Source organism: Thalassorhabdus alkalitolerans, from assembly GCF_042656525.1.
Taxonomy (GTDB): Bacteria; Bacillota; Bacilli; order Bacillales; family Marinococcaceae; genus Thalassorhabdus; species Thalassorhabdus alkalitolerans.
The window spans coordinates 378,074-396,211 of sequence record NZ_JBHSOZ010000002.1 but is presented as its reverse complement, the minus strand read 5'-3'; the positions used below and the strand labels follow the sequence as shown (position 1 = coordinate 396,211).

Sequence of the window (18,138 nt, the reverse complement as noted above, 5' to 3'; positions counted from 1 at the left end):
GGTTAGAAGGCAGCTTGGAAGGAGAGAGAGCTATGGAGAATAAGCAGACGATGATTGAGCACCTGACAGGCGTCAAATCTTCGAAAATGAATTATTATACCGAGCTGAAAAAAACAATTCAGGAGCTGGAAAAAAAGAATATTAATCTTGAAATTATGAATGAAAGCCTTAAGAGCTTTAACGTCAACATGGATATTGACGACATGTTAAAAAACGTCCTGGAAAAATTGCAAAGGGTGTACTCGGTTTCAAGGATCAGTCTCAGCCTTCTTGAAGAAGGAGAGCTAATCCTGACAAATGTTTATCCCTTGGACTCCAAGTTTCTCCAGGTCGGCTCAAAGCTTCCATCCGATGAATCTCTTTACTGGGAGGCTATCTATCAAAAGAGTGCCACATTGTACTCGTTCCCTTTGAAAAAGGAGGAGGTTCCATACATTGAGCGGCACACCTTTGAAAAGCTGGGCATGGAAAGTGTCCTCGCTCTTCCTCTTTTAAGTAAAGAACGAGTCCTTGGGGTATTGAGTCTTGGAAGTAAGGAATTTGCAGCCTACAGTGAGGATGATCTTTCCTTTTTTCAGCAATTTGCCGACCAGCTTGCTGTCTGCATAGAGAACTCAAGCCTTTACAATGCTGTTCTCCAGGGAAAAAAAGAATGGGAGTCCACCTTTAATGCCGTAGAAGATATGCTGTTTCTAATTAGTGAAGAGGAAAAAATTCTGCGATTTAACCAGGCTGTGTTGAACTTTTTTAAAGTAAAACCTGGTGAAATTATCGGGAGACACTATGCTGACATTCTATTTCGCCATCCAGAGAGCAAAGGAGAAGAGCTTGATTTCAGGCAGTCCCAGCATGCTCGCCTCGTGTTGGAGGATAATCGAATTTGCGAGATGAATACGTATCCCGTCATCAGTGATGATAGCCAGATTCACGGCATTCTTTTATATATAAAAGACGTAACAAAGCGAACACATATTGAAGCCCAGCTCATGCAGTCGGGCAAGCTTGCCGCGATCGGGGAAATGGCAGCGGGAGTCGCTCATGAGCTGAACAGCCCTCTCACCGCCATTCTTGGCAATGCCCAGCTCCTTTTACGTCAGGCCGATCAAGAAGACATAAGCTATGAGCTGTTAACAGACATTCGAAACTGCGGAGACCGCTGCAAGCATATCATCAGAAACTTACTGACATTCTCCAGGCAGGATGAGTACATGTTTCAGGAGTGCTCCTTGAATCAGGCCGTAGAGCAGGTGCTAAGCCTAGTAAAATACCAAATTGAACGTCAGCATATACAGGTGACGGTCACCCTTGCTTCTGAGCTGCCTGCGTTTAACGGAAGCATGCAGCAAATTGAGCAGACGATCATTAACCTTTTATTAAACGCCAAGGATGTCCTTTTAGAAGAAGAAAAAGAAGAGAAGTGTATCTTAATTGAAACAAAAGCGATTATTAAAGAAGGAGAGGAGTGGGTGGAATTAATAGTGGCCGATAACGGCAAAGGGATCCCTCCTCAGCAGCAAACCGAAATCTTTCATCCTTTTTATACGACAAAAGAAACAGATAAAGGAACAGGGCTGGGTTTGTCCGTAAGCCTTGGAATTGCAAAGGCCCATGGCGGCATGCTGACTGTAACGAGTGAAGAAGGAAAAGGGAGTTGTTTTACCCTGCTGCTGCCGGCTAAAGGAGGAACGCATGAAGAATATCCTGATCATTGATGATGAACGTGAAATCTGCACTTTTTTATCTCACTTGCTTACATTAAAGACGTATCACGTGACTACAGGGTTAAATGGAGACGATTTTTACAAACACATAAAGGCAAAACTGTTTGATCTCGCCATCCTGGATGTTCGTCTTCCTGATGCTGACGGAATGACACTGTTAAGGGAGTTAAAGAGAGAACAGCCTTCCTGCAAAACGTTGATTATGACGGGCTACAGCACTGTCAAAACAGCTGTAGATGCCATCAAGTCAGGAGCAAATGATTTTATTGAAAAGCCCTTTGATGATATCGATAAGCTTGAGGAACAAATTGACGGCTTGCTTGAAAATGGAACAAATCAAATGGAAAGGCACGTGCAATCTATCGCTGATCAGGCAGGTTTTTTTCTGGGAAGATCCGAGGCCATGCGTCACCTTGCTGCTTTTGCCTATAAAATAGCCCAAAAACAGCTTAGCGTATTAATCGAAGGAGAAACCGGAAGCGGCAAAGAGGTGCTTGCCAGGTTTATTCATATGGCCAGCCATCGCAGCAAGGAAAGGTTTATTGGAGTGAATTGCGGGGCTCTCTCTGAGCAGCTTTTGGAAAGTGAATTGTTCGGCCATGAAAAGGGAGCATTTACCGGAGCCGTGGAAACCAGGAGAGGGCTCTTTGAGCTTGCGAGTCAGGGAACACTTTTTCTGGATGAAATCGCCGAAGCTTCTCCACAGACTCAGGTGAAGCTTCTTCGGGTGCTTGAAGCAAGAGAGTACTACCCGGTAGGAAGTGAAAAAGTAAAACGGACCAATGCAAGAATTCTGGCGGCAAGTCACAAGAATTTGCAGGAAGCAGTCAAGGAAAAAGCCTTTCGCGAGGATCTTCTGTACCGGCTGAATGTAGTCAAGCTTACGATTCCTCCTCTTCGTGAACGGGTGGATGATCTTGAAGAGCTCACAACTTTTTTAGTCAGCCAAAGCGAACGTCCTGACATGACATTCAGCAGCGAGGCCGTGTCGGTAATGAAGAAATACCACTGGCCGGGGAATATCCGAGAGCTGTCTAATGTCATCTCCCGGGCAATTGCCCTTGCAGACGAAGAGGCCACAATGATTCCTGTTTCTCTTCTGCCTCATACCTTTCACGAATCTCCAGCAGAAAAGGAAGCCGGTGCCGCTGTGGAGATACCTCAAAAGAAGGAAAGCAGCAGCCAGTCCACTGCTGAGTTTGAACGCTACCTTAAAGAGTGGACAAGTCATGTACTTTCCTTGTGGCATCAGGAGGAACCGCCTCCTCTCGAAGAGGTATTAGATAAGGTAAAGGAGCTTGAGCAGGTTACCGGGCAAGCATTTGTGGAGAAAACTCTGCAACAGACCTATGGAAATCGAAGGGAAGCGGCCAGGCAGCTGGACATTACGATGAGAAAGATTCGTTATATATTAAATGAAAAAGGGACTCCATCTTCTGGATAGACCAACGGAAGCCTGCCAGGTTGATTATGAACCAGGCTCGATGGATGAAACATTGCTCACATCAGACACCATCTTTGCAAGGGAGGAGCCAAACGACGCTCTCCCAAAGAAAAAAGAGGACCAGCAGGTGAGAAGCAGGTGTGCTCTGCTTTAGCCTGAGTCCTCTGTGTACTGCCATGTGATTGTGACCATTTTGGTTAAGAATCAAAAGAATTTAAAGCATTCACTCCGTGAGCCAGGGCCGACCCCGCTTTTAAAGCGGTAGCGACCATGATCACCTCAGCGACTTCCTCTTTGATCGCTCCGGCTTTTCTGGCACCTTCAATGTGAACCTCAATGCAGTACGGGCAGCCTGTGGTATGGGCGACCGCCACAGCAATCAGCTCTTTTTCTTTTACAGTAAGCGCCCCTTCCTTCAATGCTTTTTGGTCAAAATCAATAAAGGAAGCAAAGCTCTCTCCACTCAAATCTGAAAACTCTTTCATCCGTGCAAAATATTCTTTTTTATAAAGGGAGCCGTCGGATTCTCCGTCAAAGGCATTAAGAGCATTTACACCGTGAGCAGCGGCTGAGCCGGCTTTAAGTGCCGTGGCTACAAAAATCGCTTCGCTCATTTCCTCTTTGGTGCCTCCGGCTTCTTTGAGGTTTCCGACGTGAACCTCAATGCAGTACGGGCATCCGGTTGTATGAGCAACAGCCACCGCTGTTAACTCTTTAAGCTTAACGGAAAGAATACCATTTTCCATGACGCTTTGGTCAAATTGGATAAAGGCTTGAAAGGACTCTGGTGAAAGTTGTGAAAACTCACGAATCCGGGAAAAATAAGATTGATCATACAAAGCTTCCGTCATAAAATCACCCCGGAATATAGATAGTTTTTTCGAAACAGAAGGATTGCGTGACTAGTATATGTTAAAAGAATCCAAGAGCGTCTTTACTGTAGCTTACGAGTAAATTTTTCGTTTGCTGGTAGTGGCTTAGCATCATCAAATGATTTTCCCGCCCGATTCCCGACATTTTGTAGCCGCCGAATGCTGCATGGGCAGGGTAGTCGTGATAGCAGTTCGTCCATACACGGCCAGCCTCAATTTCTCTGCCAAAACGGTAAGAGGTATGGAAATCTCTTGTCCATACACCCGCCCCCAGCCCATAAAGGGTGTCATTTGCAATCGATAAGGCTTCTTGATCGTCCTTAAAGGTCGTCACCGATAAAACAGGTCCGAAAATTTCTTCCTGAAAAATACGCATGCTGTTATTTCCCTCAAAAATAGTTGGCTGAATGTAATAGCCATCCTTTAACTCACCGTTCAAATCATTTCTTCCCCCGCCGGTAAGAAGCGTTGCTCCTTCTTGTTTGCCAATATCTATATAAGAAAGAATCTTTTCCACTTGTTCTGTTGATGCCTGGGCACCCATCATCGTGTGTGGATCAAGTGGATTTCCTGTCTGTATTTCTTTTACACGCTTGAGCGCGCGTTCCATGAAGTCGTCATATATGGATTCATGAATTAAAGCGCGAGAAGGGCAAGTACACACTTCTCCCTGGTTTAACGCAAACATAACCATGCCTTCAATGGCTTTATTTAAAAAGGCATCATCCTTTGCCATGACGTCTTCAAAGAAGATATTTGGGGATTTTCCCCCAAGCTCAAGTGTCACAGGGATAATATTTGCTGAAGCATATTGCATGATCAATCGTCCCGTGGTTGTTTCTCCTGTAAAGGCGATTTTATTAATTCTTTTGTTTGATGCAAGAGGCTTTCCCGCTTCTACGCCAAAGCCATTTACTACATTTAATACTCCCGGAGGCAGAAGATCCTGAATAAGCTCCAGAAGAACCATAAGAGAAGCAGGGGTCTGTTCTGCCGGCTTTAAAACAATGCAGTTTCCGGCAGCCAAAGCAGGCGCCACTTTCCATGTTGCCATAAGGAGAGGGAAGTTCCAGGGAATAATCTGCCCGACCACACCGAGAGGCTCATGAAAATGGTAAGCAACCGTCTCGTTGTTAATTTGGCTGAGGGATCCTTCCTGGGCGCGAATGACTCCGGCAAAATATCGAAAATGGTCAATGGCTAAAGGCAGATCAGCGTTTAACGTTTCACGCACCGCTTTCCCATTGTCCCAGGTTTCAGCTACAGCAAGCTTTTCTAGATTTTCTTCCATCCTGTCAGCGATTCGCTGGAGAAGAAGAGAACGTTCGCCTGATGACGTTTTGCCCCAGATTTCCTTTGCTTTGTGAGCTGCATCCAACGCTTTCTCTATGTCCTCAGAAGTGGAACGGGCGACCTGGCAAAAGGCCTGCCCGGTGACTGGAGTGTACACATCAAAGTAGTTTCCATTCACAGGGGGTGTCCACTCGCCTCCAATGAAATTATCATATCTTGCTTTAAAGGATACGAGGGCATCTTTTTCTCCTGGCTTTGAATAAATCATAAGTGGACCTCCTTTTTATAGAAAACCCGGCCTGTAGCTTCCTACCGCCGGGCGTCCTGTTTGTTTTACAATGTCTGGGCTTTTTCGGCCGGCTTTCTGTTATAGGAAGCAGCCACGATTTGTTTGATTTCATCTAAGGTGGCTTTTCGAGGATTGGTTAAGGCGCACGCATCATTCATCGCGTGGATGGCAAGGGTTTCAATATCCTCTTCTTTAGCTCCCATTTCAGCGAAGCCATCAGGGATTCCTACGTCCTTACACAGCGTTTCAATCGCTTCAATCGCTTTTTCTGCAGCAGCACGCTTGGACAGTCCTTCAATGTTTTCACCGAGAGCTTCGGCAATGTCAGCAAAGCGCTCAGGCTTGGACATTAAGTTAAAGCGCTCGACGTGGGGAAGAAGGATCGCATTACACACGCCATGAGGGAAGTTGTAAATGCCTCCGAACTGGTGGGCGATCGCATGCACATAGCCAAGGGATGCATTGTTAAAGGCCATCCCGGCAAGGAACTGAGCATATGACATCTGGTTTCTTGCTTCAATATCTTCGCCGTTTGCTACCGCGGCGCGTAAGTACTTGCTCACTAGACGCATCGTTTGCAGAGCGCATGCATCGGTGATAGGAGTAGCATCAGTAGAAACATAGGCTTCCACCGCATGAGTAAGGGCGTCTATTCCTGTAGCTGCAGTAAGTCCTGCCGGCTTTTTCACTGTTAAAATAGGATCATTTATCGAAATTTTTGGCGTGGTATGTTTATCAACGATCGCCATTTTTACTTTTCGCTCTGTATCTGTGATGATGCAGAAGCGGGTCATTTCACTAGCTGTTCCGGAAGTTGTATTGATAGCTACAAGAGGAGGGAGCGGGTTAGTGGATTGATCCACACCTTCATAATCGTGAATTCTTCCTCCATTAGAAGCAACAAGGCCGATTCCTTTCGCGCAGTCGTGAGAGCTTCCCCCGCCAAGAGAGACGATCGAGTCGCATCCTGAAGACTCATACACCTCAAGACCTGCTGCTACATTGAGGTCCGTAGGATTTGGTTCGGAACCAGGGAAGATTTCAACATCCACACCGGCGGCTTTAATGATGTTGGCCACATCGTCTGCCACACCCATGTTATAAAGTCCTTCATCCGTTACAATGAGAGATTTTTTCATTCCGAGGTTCTTGATTCTTTCCCCGGCTTCATTCACTGCTCCTACTCCCATTAAGTTGACACTTGGAATAAAGAATCCATACACCTTTTCTTCTACCATTTGATCTCCTCCTCATATAAATCAAAGTTTCACACCTTTTTATTGCAAAGAGCATGCCAACTTTCTTTAAAAAAGGAAAAATAGTTTGGTAACCGCTGTGGTTGTAAGCGTTTACCTTGATTGAGGAAGAAAAGAGCTGAGTCATTTTTTAATAGAGAGGCCGAGGATGTGGCTGTGACAGGCCGAAATTTCGGCTCAATCAAGCCAGAGGTTTGGAGGACTGTTTATTTTGAGACCAGTTTCTCGCAGTATTTATGTCTTAAAAAGCCTGTCTATTCCCATCCTCTCCTGCATAGGGTTATAAAAGCAGATTTGGGGGAGGGGACGGCATGGAAGAATGGATCGTACTGGGCATTATCGCTGTCGCTCTTGGCATGGATGCCTTTTCTATGTCGCTTGCAATGGGAATGAACGGAATCAAAGTAAGGGAAAGGCCGAAAATTGCAAGCACGATCGGAATGTTTCATATATTGATGCCTTTAGCCGGGATTGCCGGCGGCAAATGGATTGCCTCTTCTTTTGAACAGCTCGCTCTTTGGGTAGGAGGAGGGCTTTTAATTTTAATCGGTCTGCAGATGATCTGGACAGGGGTCGGGTCCAGCAGCGAAAATAATACCATTACACCAAGAGGGCTTGGGCTGCTGCTGTTTGCCTTGCTTGTAAGTCTGGATTCTTTTTCAGTAGGTATTACTCTTGGCATTGTAGGGGCAAAGATTGTAGCGGTCCTTCTTCTATTTGGTCTTACGAGTGCTGTAGCAACGTGGATGGGTTTGTTTTTAGGCACTCATGCCAAAGGGGTGGTCGGGTCTTACGGTGAAATGCTTGGCGGAGGGATACTCCTTGCTTTTGGGGTAAAGCTTCTTTTACCTCTGTAAAAATAAGATTTTAGTGACGTGATGCTCTTTTAGATTTGTGGTCTACATAAAGAGCACAATTCGACATGTCGAGAATACAAGGTTGAACTTTTGGTAATTCAGTGAGAATGCTCCCCATCTTGAGGGAGTAACAAATTTTTTGCCACCTCGGCTATTGCTTCTTATTGAATTATGCTTGTTTGTGCTAAAATAATAGAAAAAATGCAGGAAAAGAAAGGGTGCCATCATGAAAAAAATATTGTTTGTTTGCACAGGAAACACGTGCCGGAGCCCGATGGCAGAAGCTTTAATGAAGAAAAAAGCTGGGGAGCAAGTCGAAATAAAATCAGCAGGGGTTCATGCTTTTCCCGGCATGGGAGCCTCTGAAGGGACAACCTCTGTCCTAAATGAAAGAGAGATCCCTCTAAACCATTCTGCCCGACTTGTCGATAGAGAACTAGTAGAGTGGGCAGATTTAATTTTAACAATGACGAAAAGTCATTTTCAGCTTCTGGCTGCAAAGTTTCCGGCCGCTGCAGAGAAAGCTTTTACAATTAAGGAATTTGCTAATGATGAAAATCACGGGGATATTAGCGATCCGATAGGCGGCACGATAGAAGATTACCGGAACACAGCCAGAGAACTGGATGCCCTTCTAGATAAAGTAATACAAAAACTTGACTAGAAAAGGTGGGGGCTATGGGGGGACAGAAGTATGCTTTTAGTATTCGGAAAAAGCTGGTCCTTGGAATCAGCATATTATCACTAATCACGTACGGGACAAGTGGATTTTTTATCTTTATTCTCCTGGATGTGATTCCTGAAGCCTGGGGAGTGACCGGTGATTCCTTTATTGTTCTAACACTTGTTTTAGGCTGTTTGTGGAGTATTCTGCTGGCATTCTTGGCAGCTCCGTTCATTACAAAGCCTTTGGCAAGGCTGGAAGCTGCTGTACGAACAGCGGCAGGGGGAAACATTCAGGAAAATGTGGCTGTAACCAAATCGGATGATGAGCTCAGGGCATTAGGCCTTGCTTATAATGAAATGCTTGGCAGTCTGAGAGCCATGGTTCATGATATTGAAACAAATTTTCAGGAAACGAGCCAGAAAGTGGCTGATATTACACTTGCTTCAGAGACGGCATCGAACCGGGCAGCCGGGATTGCCGGCACCATTGATGAAATCTCAGCAGGAGCTGAAAGCTCAGCCTATGCGATCCAAAACACTGCTGACTCTATGGAGGATATCACTAGAATTGCGGAAGAAGTACATAGTAAGGCTGATTCATCCAAAGAGTCTACGAGAAAAATGGTCGATACCCTGAAGAAAAGCCGGAGTGTAACTGATTCGTTAGTAGGCGGGATTAAGCAAATGGAAAGAGATAATCAAGATTCTCTGCTAGCCGTTGAAGCGCTGGACAAGCAGGCTGGAAAAGTAGAAGAGATTATTTCTCTTGTAGGTGATATTGCCGGCCAGACAAACTTACTCGCTTTAAATGCATCCATTGAAGCAGCAAGGGCCGGCGAACAGGGCAGAGGGTTTGCAGTAGTAGCTGAAGAAGTGAGAAAGCTTGCTGACGAAAGCTCTTCAGCTGTCCAAAGTGTATCTGAAGTCATTAAGAACATCCAAGGTGAAGTACAGAATGTGGTCTTTAAAATTAAAGACCAGGTACTGGCGGCTCAGCAAGAGTCCAAAAAAGGAACCGAAACACACCAGGCGATCGGGGAAATGGAAGCATCAGTCGAGGTGGTTGTACAAGCCGTTGATCATATTACAGAATTAATTGATAGGCAGCTCAAGGCAATCCAGGATACCTCCCAGGAAACGCAGGAGGTTGCCGCAATTGCAGAAGAAACGTCCGCAGGAGCACTCGAAGTGTCTTCGGCTACAGAAGAACAGACACAAGTAATGGAGAAATGTACAGAGAAAGCTCAGGAGCTCTCTGAACAAGCAAAGAAATTGAAGCTCACCATCGATAAATTTACAATATAAATACATGGTGCAATTCATCTCCATAAAGGATATCCTGTATAGGAAAGGGTATCATGAACAACAAGGAGGATTTATTCCATGAAAGTAGCAATTGGCGCCGACCACGGCGGCTATCATTTAAAAGAAGAAATCAAAGGTCTGCTTGATGAGTTAAATATAAGCTTTGAGGATGTCGGCTGTGACTGTACTGACTCTGTGGATTACCCTGATTACGCTTCACCGGTAGCTGAAAAGGTGGCAAGCGGAGAAGCAGACAGAGGCATTCTGATTTGCGGGACAGGCATTGGCATGTCCATCGCTGCCAATAAAGTAAAAGGGATCCGCTGTGCCCTGGTTCATGATTTGTTTAGTGCGAAAGCAACGAGAGCTCACAATGACAGCAACGTTCTTGCTATGGGTGAGCGCGTGATTGGACCGGGCCTTGCACTTGAAATCGCCAAAGTGTGGCTGACGACTGATTATGAAGGCGGACGCCATGCGAACCGTGTTCAAAAGATTACAGATCTTGAAGGCTAAGAAAACAGCTGGTTGAAAAGCACCGGCCATGGAGAGGAAAATGCCCGGTGCTCCAGGCTGAGTATGTGGCTGTGCGTTGAAAATAAGAAAACGATCCCTTCTCTTACGGCTATTCCCTAAGAGGAGGGATTGTTTGTAAGGGGTGGAAACGTGAATATCCAAACGGAGATAAGAGAAAGCTTGTCTACCGCACTGCAGGAATTAAGTGATGTCGTCACCCTGAATGACCGCCATATCTTTGTGATTGGTGCAAGTACAAGTGAAGTTCTTGGTAAAAGAATCGGATCAGCGGGTTCAGAGGAAGCTGCAGAGGAAATATTCAGCGTCTTGCAGGAATTTCAGGAAAAAACAGGTGTGCACCTGGCGTTTCAGGGCTGTGAGCACATTAACCGGGCACTGGTTATTGAAAGCCGGACCGCAGAAAGGTTCTCACTGGAAGAAGTGACAGTCGTGCCTCACGCGAAGGCCGGCGGAGCGATGGCTTCCTATGCTTACCAGCACTTCAGGGATCCGGTAGTCACTGAATTTGTGAAGGCAGACGCGGGCATAGATATAGGTGACACATTGATTGGAATGCATTTAAAACACGTAGCAATACCGGTGCGAAGCTCTATAAAGGAAATTGGAGCCGCACACCTGACTATGGCGAAAACCCGCCCCAAACTTATCGGCGGTTCAAGAGCTCGTTATCCGATAGTAGAAAAATAACTGAATTCTTAATATTTTTTTATAAAAATCAAATAAAATACGTTTTTAAAAGAAAATAACGTGTTACAATAGGTCTTGATATATAATATGACAGTAAATAACGAACATATTCAAGTAAGGGAACGAAAGGGGACACCATTTTCATGGAGAACGTAAAAAAGCAAGATCCAAAGGTATTTGATGCGATTCAAGCAGAGCTTGGCCGCCAGCGTGACAAAATCGAACTAATTGCTTCAGAGAACTTTGTAAGCGAAGCGGTGATGGAAGCACAGGGCTCTGTTCTTACGAATAAGTATGCAGAAGGATACCCTGGCCGCCGCTATTATGGCGGTTGTGAATACGTAGACGTAGCTGAAGATATTGCCCGTGACCGTGCAAAGGAATTATTTGGGGCAGAGCATGTCAACGTCCAGCCTCATTCAGGTGCCCAGGCTAACATGGCCGTATACTTTACGATCCTTGAGCCAGGAGACACTGTACTTGGAATGAATCTTTCCCACGGCGGCCACCTGACACACGGAAGCCCGGTTAACTTCAGTGGGGTGCAGTACAACTTTGTGGAATACGGAGTGACTGAAGACGAGCAGCGTATTGACTATGATGATGTACTTGCTATTGCAAAAGAGAGCAAGCCAAAGCTCATCGTTGCCGGAGCAAGTGCCTACCCTCGTGAAATTGATTTTGCAAAGTTCCGCGAAATCGCTGATGAAGTAGGAGCTTACTTAATGGTCGACATGGCTCATATTGCTGGGTTAGTCGCAACAGGAGACCACCCAAATCCAGTTCCTCATGCTCACTTTGTAACGACAACTACTCATAAGACACTTCGCGGTCCACGCGGCGGTATGGTCCTTTGCAACGAAGAATTTGCAAAGAAAATAGACAAATCGGTATTCCCTGGCTTGCAGGGCGGCCCTCTTATGCACGTGATCGCAGCAAAAGCAGTAGCTTTTGGAGAAGCTCTTCAGGATGACTTCAAAACCTACGGACAAAATATCATTAAGAATGCGAAGAAGCTTGGTGAAGCTCTTGTAGAAGGCGGAGTGGACCTCGTTTCCGGCGGCACCGACAACCACTTGCTTTTATTGGACTTGCGCAAGCTTGGCATCACTGGAAAAGTAGCGGAGAAAGCTCTTGATGAAGTCGGCTTAACGACAAACAAAAACGCAATTCCTTACGACCCGGAAAGCCCGTTTGTAACAAGCGGCATCCGTATTGGGACAGCAGCTGTAACCTCCCGGGGATTCGGAGAAAAAGAAATGGAAGAAGTAGGCGCCATCATGGCACTTACACTAAAAAACCATGACAATGAGGAAAAACTCCAGGAAGCCAAAGACCGTGTCAAAGCACTAACAGAGCAGTTCCCAATGTACGAAAACCTGTAAATAAGGTGCATGAGAAAGCAGAAGCCAGAGCAGGCTTCTGCTTTTTTTCGGTGCCTGGCACCCTGCCGTTCTGTAATATTCCTGTAACATTCCACCTTTTACCCAGCCAGGGTGAGAGGAGAAGTGCAGTGGAGCGGGGAAGCGAGCAAAGCTGCAGGGTGCCACATTAGCAGGCTGTGTGAAAAGAACAACAAGAAAACTTACAAATATTTTCAGAATCGTAACGCTTTTTAACATCTCTTGAAGGAAGAGCTCTTTTTCTGTAGAATCTTCAAAGAATATATAATATGGCACGTAAGCTTTTAAGAAAAAGGAGCGCATGCATTCATGGGTAAAGTACATGTTTTAGATCATCCGTTGATACAACATAAACTAACATTCATTCGAGACGTAAACACAGGCACGAAAGAATTTCGCGAGCTCGTAGACGAAGTAGCAGCTTTAATGGCTTTTGAAATCACAAGAAACCTTCAATTGCAGGAAGTGACAGTGGAGACTCCAGTCGGTCCTGCTCAGTCTTATACCCTTGCAGGGAAAAAGCTTGGTCTTGTTCCGATTCTTCGTGCAGGACTTGGAATGGTAGATGGAATTCTTGATTTGATACCAGCTGCTAAAGTAGGGCATGTTGGACTTTATCGTGACCCTGAAACTCTCCAGCCTGTTGAATACTACGTGAAACTCCCTAGCGACGTGGAAGAGCGTGAGTTTATCGTTATTGATCCTATGTTGGCTACTGGCGGTTCAGCTGCTGAAGCCATTAACAGTATCAAAAAACGGGGAGCAACCAACATTAAGCTCATGTGTTTGATTGCTGCTCCAGAAGGTGTAGAAGTGGTTCAGGAAGCACACCCTGATGTGGAAATTTACCTGGGGGCTCTTGACCAGAAGCTAAACGAAAAAGGCTACATTGTCCCTGGTCTCGGGGATGCCGGCGACCGTCTTTTTGGAACGAAGTAACACTCACATATTAGGCACGGCAGACCATTGAACCAAGGAGCGGCGAACGTGGGAAAAAAGATTAAAGTCATGACTGTTTTTGGGACAAGACCTGAAGCCATTAAAATGGCACCTCTTGTTTTAGAGCTGAAAAAGTACCCAGAAGAGATTGAGCCGATTGTAACGGTAACGGGGCAGCACCGAGAAATGCTTGACCAGGTGCTGGAGGTTTTTGATATAAAACCTGACTACGACCTGCAAATCATGCAGGCCAGACAAACACTGGCAGGTGTGACGACAAGAGCTCTTGAAGGCCTGGATGATGTCATCAAAAAAGTTGAGCCGGACGTGGTTCTTGTTCATGGGGACACGACTACTACGTTTGCGGCTGGTCTGGCAGCTTATTATAATCAGGTTGCTGTCGGTCACGTAGAAGCTGGACTGCGAACGTGGGACAAGTACTCGCCTTTTCCTGAAGAAATGAATCGTCAGCTGACAGGCGTAATGGCCGATCTTCACTTTGCTCCTACAGAAAAGGCTGAAAAGAATCTATTAGATGAAAATAAAAATGTTGAATATGTATATGTTACAGGAAATACAGCTATTGATGCCCTGAAAACAACCGTTTCTGAGGACTACCACCATGAAGCTCTTGATAAATTGGGTGATGATCGTCTTATTTTAATGACTGCTCACCGCAGAGAAAACCTGGGCGATCCTATGCGGGGCATGTTTAGAGCGATCAAGCGCATTGTGACAGAGCATGAAGACGTACAGGTCATTTATCCAGTTCACTTAAACCCTGCCGTTCGTGAAGCAGCAGACTACATTTTAGGGAATGATCCCCGCATTCACCTGATTGAACCTTTGGGAGTGCTCGATTTCCATAACTTCGCATCAAGGGCAGAGATCATTTTAACAGATTCAGGAGGCATTCAGGAGGAAGCTCCATCCCTGGGGAAGCCTGTTCTCGTGCTTCGTAACACAACAGAGCGGCCAGAAGGAATTGAAGCTGGAACCTTGAAGCTTGCCGGGACAGATGAAGAACGTATCTACAGCCTGACAAAAGAGCTGTTAACTGACCGCGACACATATGAAGGAATGGCAAAGGCATCCAACCCCTATGGCGATGGTGAAGCTTCACGAAGAATTACCGAGGCAATCCTTCATTACTTTGGGAAAAAAGAAGATAAGCCGGATACCTTTCGGCCGTTATAAAAAAACTGGCTCATTCAATATTGAATGAGCCAGTTTTTTTGTGCTGCAAACATTTGTCATCCACCCACAGATGGTGCCTGGCACCAATAAAGGTCTGTAACAAAAAAAGACGGGAAACCAGCGTTGAAAGAGGAATGCGGCAATTTGAAATGTTACAAGAGGCTGGGGTGCCAGGCACCCAAAAATGCACCCAAAAATGCACCCCAATATACCCCCAAATACGGACCCGGCTTATGAATATTTTTTTCTTGTTTTTGAAAAGATAAGCAAAAAAAGAGGGAGGAGCACATAAGTGGGTAAACACAAATTGATGATAGTCCTCCAGCTTATTATAGTATTGAATTTTGTTTGGTCCCCGTTGACAATCTATGAGGCCTACGCCGTAGATGAGAGGACCACCGTTATTATCTCAGTGGAAAACAGTGAAGACCTGGATGCAGTTAAAGACAGGATTAAGGAGCAGTTGCCGGACACGGAAGTAGGGCAAAGCTACAGAAATGCATTTTATGGTCTGTCCGTTTCTCTTTTTGAAAAAGATATTCCCCGTCTAGAAGCTATAGAGGGCGTAAAAAATAGCCACCAGGCGGTCGCCTATGAAGCTTCTCTCAATGAAAGCATTCGCTTTATTGGAGCCGAGGATATTAGAAATAAGCTTGATGAAAATGGAGTTCGTCTCACAGGAAAAGGTGTGAAAGTAGGTGTCATTGATACAGGCATAGACTATAATCATCCGGATCTACAAAAAAACTATAAACAAGGATATGATCTCGTCGATGACGATGAAGATCCTATGGAGACTAAATCCAGGAAGGGGAAGGGAACTCTTCATGGAACACATGTGTCGGGTATTATCGCAGCTAACGGGACGGTACGGGGAGTAGCGCCGGAAGCCGACCTTTACGTATACCGTGCCCTGGGCCCTGGTGGGCATGGTTCAACGGAGCAGATCCTTGCAGCAATTGAAAAAGCCATGGAAGACAAAGTGGACGTTTTAAATCTTTCACTTGGCAGTCCTATAAATGGACCGGACTGGCCGACTAGTGAAGCATTGGATAAGGCGACAGAAGCGGGGATTGTAACCGTCACCTCAAATGGAAACAGCGGACCAGATATGTGGAGCGTAGGTTCTCCAGGAACGAGTGAAAAGGCAATATCGGTCGGTGCTTCCATGCCTCCCTTGAAAATCCCTGTGCTTACTTTGTTTTCCCAGAATGACCGTTCCATTCCTATTTTATCCATTCAAGGAAGCCTGCCGTGGACCTTCCAAAGGGATCTTCCTTTAGTGGAAGGAGGCCTTGGCCTTGAAGATGATTTAACCTCAGTAAGGGGGAAGGCGGTTCTCATAGAAAGAGGCGGTATTTCCATAAGCACAAAAATAAAAAATGCAGAAAAAGCGGGAGCTATAGCTGTTCTGATTTATAACAATGTTTCCGGTCCATTTGCAGCCGGAACAGAACAAGCATCCAACATTCCTGCAATCAGTATTTCCAAGGAAGACGGAGAGTTTTTATCCAAAGCAATAAAAGAAGACCAGGATGCAAAAGAATCTGCTGCTACAGTGATCCGTACAACCTTTGAAGAAGAAGTGGATCACATGGCACTATTCAGCTCACGGGGGCCGGTTACGCAATCATGGGATATTAAACCGGATGTAGTGGCTCCAGGAGTGGAAATAGACAGCACTGTACCAAATGGCTACCTTGCACTAAACGGCACAAGCATGGCTGCTCCTCACGTAGCTGGTGCCGCAGCTCTTTTAAAACAGGCTCATCCTGACTGGTCCCCTCTTCAGATTAAAGCAGCCTTGATGAATACCGCAGTTGCGTTAAAAGATAACGAAGACCATCGATATCCTCCCTTTGTGCAAGGAGCTGGGAGAATAGACATACCAAAAGCGGTGGAAGCTGACACATTAGTCCACCCGGGAGCTTTGTCCTTTGGCGTATGGGAGTCAGCCCAGCCTGAAGAGAAACAAAAGCAGAAGGTGACCATTGAAAATCATACAGACCGCAAGAGGACCTACACCTTTTCTGCACCTACCGGTCTTGGAGTTGGTTTGCGGTGGCGCCTGCCGATGCCTGTTATTTTAGAGCCAGGTGAGAAAAAGGAAGTGACGGTTGAACTTGATATTAATCCGGAGCTTGCCTCATACGAACGCCTTGACGGAGAGCTTTTGATAGAGGGAGGGAAGGAAACCATTCACCTGCCGTTTCTCCTCTTTGTCAATGAACCGAATTATCCGAGAGTCAGTGCTTTTCAACTAGAGCCAGAACCAGAAAAGAAAGGGTTCAAATACGAAGTGTATTTGCCGGGAGGGGCAGAGGAGCTGGAAATTGCCCTCTATGACCCGGACACGGCAGCCTACGTTGGTACTCTTGATAAAAGCAGGAATATCAATAAGGGACTATTCGAAAAGGTCATCCCCTTTAAAGATCTCCCTGTTGAAAACGGACTGTACATGGCGGTGATCTTTGCAAGACATAAAGACCAGGAAGATGTGTACGAAACACTTATTTTGTTGGATGAAAACGAAATTCTCTTTTCTGATGAAGAAGAGGACGTACAATAGATGGCCGGAGGTCCCATGCAGACCTCCGGCTTTTTTCAGGGTGCCTGGCACCTCAATGGTAATGTAATATAAAAATAAAAATAATCCTGCCATAAAAGGATAACAGGATGTGAAATGTTACAAAACGACAGAGGTGCCAGGCACCAAAAATTATTGTGAAAAATGTCACGCAATTGACACATTAAATAAAATTGGGGAAACCCTTGATTTAACAGTTTTTTTCTTATTTAACCACATTGACAGATGTTTTCCCCTATTGTACGATGACTAAGGGTATATGAGAGGGTTTACATAATAAATCTCTTTAGCTGGTTCAATGAAGCGTTACGTGGAATGAAAATCAGTTTCTACCCGCAAGGTAAATTCTTAAAGTGCCTGTATTATGCAAAAGCCTGGAAACAGGTGTGTCCTTCGACTTTGTAGGATTGTGCACAAGCAGGAAGGTGCTTTTTCACCTATATTACCGTGTATGGGGGCTGGCATGAGCAATCAAAAGAAACCTCCACAAGACTTTCGGGCCATCGCGCTGATGAGTTCTGTCTTATCTTATCTTGTAGGGCCTCTCCTCGTTGGAATTTTCGGAGGAAGGTGGCTTGATGGCTTGTTGGGCACAGAGCCTCTCTTTTTAGTGTTAGGCATCCTTGGCGGTCTTGGGGCAGGAGTGTACGGACTAGTCCGTCTGCTCGGGCATTACCTGGGAGACGATGATGAATGAAAGATTTTAGCCTAATGATCAAACAGTACACTCAGTACACCCTCTATCTGACCGCATTATATGTGCTTGGCTGGGGATTCACTTCTTATGAGACGCTTTTTCTTAGCCTGAGTTTAGGAGCTTTATTCAGCTTGTACATGCTTTGGAGCATGTACCGTAAGATAACGAAGCTTAATGAAGCAATCGACAAGGGGAAAAAGTTTTTTACAATAGGAACAGTCTCGCGCCTGGCGCTTGCAGGTTTGCTTGCACTCTTAGCAATACGTTATCCTGACACATTCAACATTGTTGGACTTGTTGTCGGTTTGATGACACCTTATATTTTGATTCTTGTCCATGCCTTATTGCAAATCAGACGCTTATCAAAGCAGTAAGCGGTGAAAAAGGG

16 protein-coding genes are annotated in these 18,138 nt (G+C 45.5%); 13 read left to right on the top strand and 3 right to left on the bottom strand.

Going from position 1 to position 18,138, the window contains the following annotated elements:
- Window positions 1–32 precede the first annotated feature (32 nt).
- Complete coding sequence (locus ACFPU1_RS01845) at window positions 33–1,712, top strand: ATP-binding protein (RefSeq protein ID WP_385937886.1); 1,680 nt, start codon at window positions 33–35, stop codon at window positions 1,710–1,712.
- Window positions 1,690–3,165: a sigma-54-dependent transcriptional regulator gene (locus ACFPU1_RS01840; RefSeq protein ID WP_385937883.1), complete on the top strand. Its 1,476-nt coding sequence runs from the start codon at window positions 1,690–1,692 to the stop codon at window positions 3,163–3,165. The genes ACFPU1_RS01845 and ACFPU1_RS01840 overlap by 23 nt, the downstream gene beginning before the upstream one ends.
- Window positions 3,166–3,362: 197 nt before the next feature.
- Here the strand turns inward: ACFPU1_RS01840 and ACFPU1_RS01835 are convergent, their stop codons facing one another.
- From ACFPU1_RS01835 to ACFPU1_RS01825, 3 genes are all read right to left on the bottom strand, one after another.
- On the bottom strand, window positions 3,363–4,016 hold the full coding sequence (locus ACFPU1_RS01835) for a carboxymuconolactone decarboxylase family protein (protein ID WP_385937880.1): 654 nt from the start codon (window positions 4,014–4,016) through the stop codon (window positions 3,363–3,365).
- Window positions 4,017–4,077: 61 nt separating this feature from the next.
- Entirely contained in the window at window positions 4,078–5,598 is a 1,521-nt protein-coding gene (gene adh / locus ACFPU1_RS01830; RefSeq protein ID WP_385937877.1) for an aldehyde dehydrogenase, read from the bottom strand.
- A gap of 65 nt (window positions 5,599–5,663) precedes the next feature.
- On the bottom strand, window positions 5,664–6,857 hold the full coding sequence (locus tag ACFPU1_RS01825) for an iron-containing alcohol dehydrogenase (protein WP_054637068.1): 1,194 nt from the start codon (window positions 6,855–6,857) through the stop codon (window positions 5,664–5,666).
- Window positions 6,858–7,186: 329 nt separating this feature from the next.
- Here ACFPU1_RS01825 and ACFPU1_RS01820 point away from each other — a divergent pair, with 329 nt between their 5' ends.
- The 11 genes from ACFPU1_RS01820 to ACFPU1_RS01770 all read left to right on the top strand — a co-directional run bounded on the left by ACFPU1_RS01820 (window position 7,187) and on the right by ACFPU1_RS01770 (window position 18,124).
- Entirely contained in the window at window positions 7,187–7,732 is a 546-nt protein-coding gene (locus ACFPU1_RS01820) for a manganese efflux pump MntP (RefSeq protein WP_054637069.1), read from the top strand.
- A 226-nt stretch (window positions 7,733–7,958) separates the two neighbouring features.
- Window positions 7,959–8,396: a low molecular weight protein arginine phosphatase gene (locus tag ACFPU1_RS01815; protein WP_054637070.1), complete on the top strand. Its 438-nt coding sequence runs from the start codon at window positions 7,959–7,961 to the stop codon at window positions 8,394–8,396.
- 14 nt (window positions 8,397–8,410) lie between these two features.
- The gene (locus ACFPU1_RS01810; protein ID WP_385937872.1) at window positions 8,411–9,703 is read left to right on the top strand and encodes a methyl-accepting chemotaxis protein; all 1,293 of its coding nucleotides are present in this window, start codon (window positions 8,411–8,413) and stop codon (window positions 9,701–9,703) included.
- A 78-nt stretch (window positions 9,704–9,781) separates the two neighbouring features.
- Entirely contained in the window at window positions 9,782–10,219 is a 438-nt protein-coding gene (rpiB, locus tag ACFPU1_RS01805) for a ribose 5-phosphate isomerase B (protein WP_385937869.1), read from the top strand.
- Between the two features lie 150 nt (window positions 10,220–10,369).
- Window positions 10,370–10,927 carry a TIGR01440 family protein gene (locus ACFPU1_RS01800; RefSeq protein ID WP_385937866.1) on the top strand — a complete coding sequence of 186 codons (558 nt, stop codon included), beginning with the start codon at window positions 10,370–10,372 and terminating at the stop codon, window positions 10,925–10,927.
- A gap of 143 nt (window positions 10,928–11,070) precedes the next feature.
- Window positions 11,071–12,312, top strand: coding sequence for a serine hydroxymethyltransferase (glyA, locus tag ACFPU1_RS01795; RefSeq protein ID WP_385937863.1), 1,242 nt, complete (start codon window positions 11,071–11,073; stop codon window positions 12,310–12,312).
- A gap of 327 nt (window positions 12,313–12,639) precedes the next feature.
- Window positions 12,640–13,269, top strand: coding sequence for a uracil phosphoribosyltransferase (upp, locus tag ACFPU1_RS01790; protein WP_385937860.1), 630 nt, complete (start codon window positions 12,640–12,642; stop codon window positions 13,267–13,269).
- A 48-nt stretch (window positions 13,270–13,317) separates the two neighbouring features.
- Window positions 13,318–14,466, top strand: a complete 1,149-nt coding sequence (gene wecB / locus ACFPU1_RS01785; protein WP_385937857.1) for a non-hydrolyzing UDP-N-acetylglucosamine 2-epimerase — start codon at window positions 13,318–13,320, stop codon at window positions 14,464–14,466.
- Between the two features lie 292 nt (window positions 14,467–14,758).
- Window positions 14,759–17,035: a S8 family serine peptidase gene (locus ACFPU1_RS01780; RefSeq protein ID WP_385937854.1), complete on the top strand. Its 2,277-nt coding sequence runs from the start codon at window positions 14,759–14,761 to the stop codon at window positions 17,033–17,035.
- A 481-nt stretch (window positions 17,036–17,516) separates the two neighbouring features.
- Window positions 17,517–17,750: an AtpZ/AtpI family protein gene (locus ACFPU1_RS01775; protein ID WP_054637090.1), complete on the top strand. Its 234-nt coding sequence runs from the start codon at window positions 17,517–17,519 to the stop codon at window positions 17,748–17,750.
- Window positions 17,747–18,124 (top strand): ATP synthase subunit I, encoded by a 378-nt coding sequence (locus tag ACFPU1_RS01770; protein WP_385937850.1) that lies wholly within the window; start codon window positions 17,747–17,749, stop codon window positions 18,122–18,124. The genes ACFPU1_RS01775 and ACFPU1_RS01770 overlap by 4 nt, the downstream gene beginning before the upstream one ends.
- The last annotated feature ends 14 nt before the right edge of the window (window positions 18,125–18,138 follow it).

Coding starts and splice junctions, on each gene's coding strand:
- ACFPU1_RS01845 (WP_385937886.1), top strand. CDS start 33: ATGGAGAATAAGCAGACGATGATTGAGCACCTGACAGGCGTCAAATCT.
- ACFPU1_RS01840 (WP_385937883.1), top strand. CDS start 1,690: ATGAAGAATATCCTGATCATTGATGATGAACGTGAAATCTGCACTTTT.
- ACFPU1_RS01835 (WP_385937880.1), bottom strand. CDS start 4,016: ATGACGGAAGCTTTGTATGATCAATCTTATTTTTCCCGGATTCGTGAG.
- adh (WP_385937877.1), bottom strand. CDS start 5,598: ATGATTTATTCAAAGCCAGGAGAAAAAGATGCCCTCGTATCCTTTAAA.
- ACFPU1_RS01825 (WP_054637068.1), bottom strand. CDS start 6,857: ATGGTAGAAGAAAAGGTGTATGGATTCTTTATTCCAAGTGTCAACTTA.
- ACFPU1_RS01820 (WP_054637069.1), top strand. CDS start 7,187: ATGGAAGAATGGATCGTACTGGGCATTATCGCTGTCGCTCTTGGCATG.
- ACFPU1_RS01815 (WP_054637070.1), top strand. CDS start 7,959: ATGAAAAAAATATTGTTTGTTTGCACAGGAAACACGTGCCGGAGCCCG.
- ACFPU1_RS01810 (WP_385937872.1), top strand. CDS start 8,411: ATGGGGGGACAGAAGTATGCTTTTAGTATTCGGAAAAAGCTGGTCCTT.
- rpiB (WP_385937869.1), top strand. CDS start 9,782: ATGAAAGTAGCAATTGGCGCCGACCACGGCGGCTATCATTTAAAAGAA.
- glyA (WP_385937863.1), top strand. CDS start 11,071: ATGGAGAACGTAAAAAAGCAAGATCCAAAGGTATTTGATGCGATTCAA.
- upp (WP_385937860.1), top strand. CDS start 12,640: ATGGGTAAAGTACATGTTTTAGATCATCCGTTGATACAACATAAACTA.
- ACFPU1_RS01775 (WP_054637090.1), top strand. CDS start 17,517: ATGAGCAATCAAAAGAAACCTCCACAAGACTTTCGGGCCATCGCGCTG.
- ACFPU1_RS01770 (WP_385937850.1), top strand. CDS start 17,747: ATGAAAGATTTTAGCCTAATGATCAAACAGTACACTCAGTACACCCTC.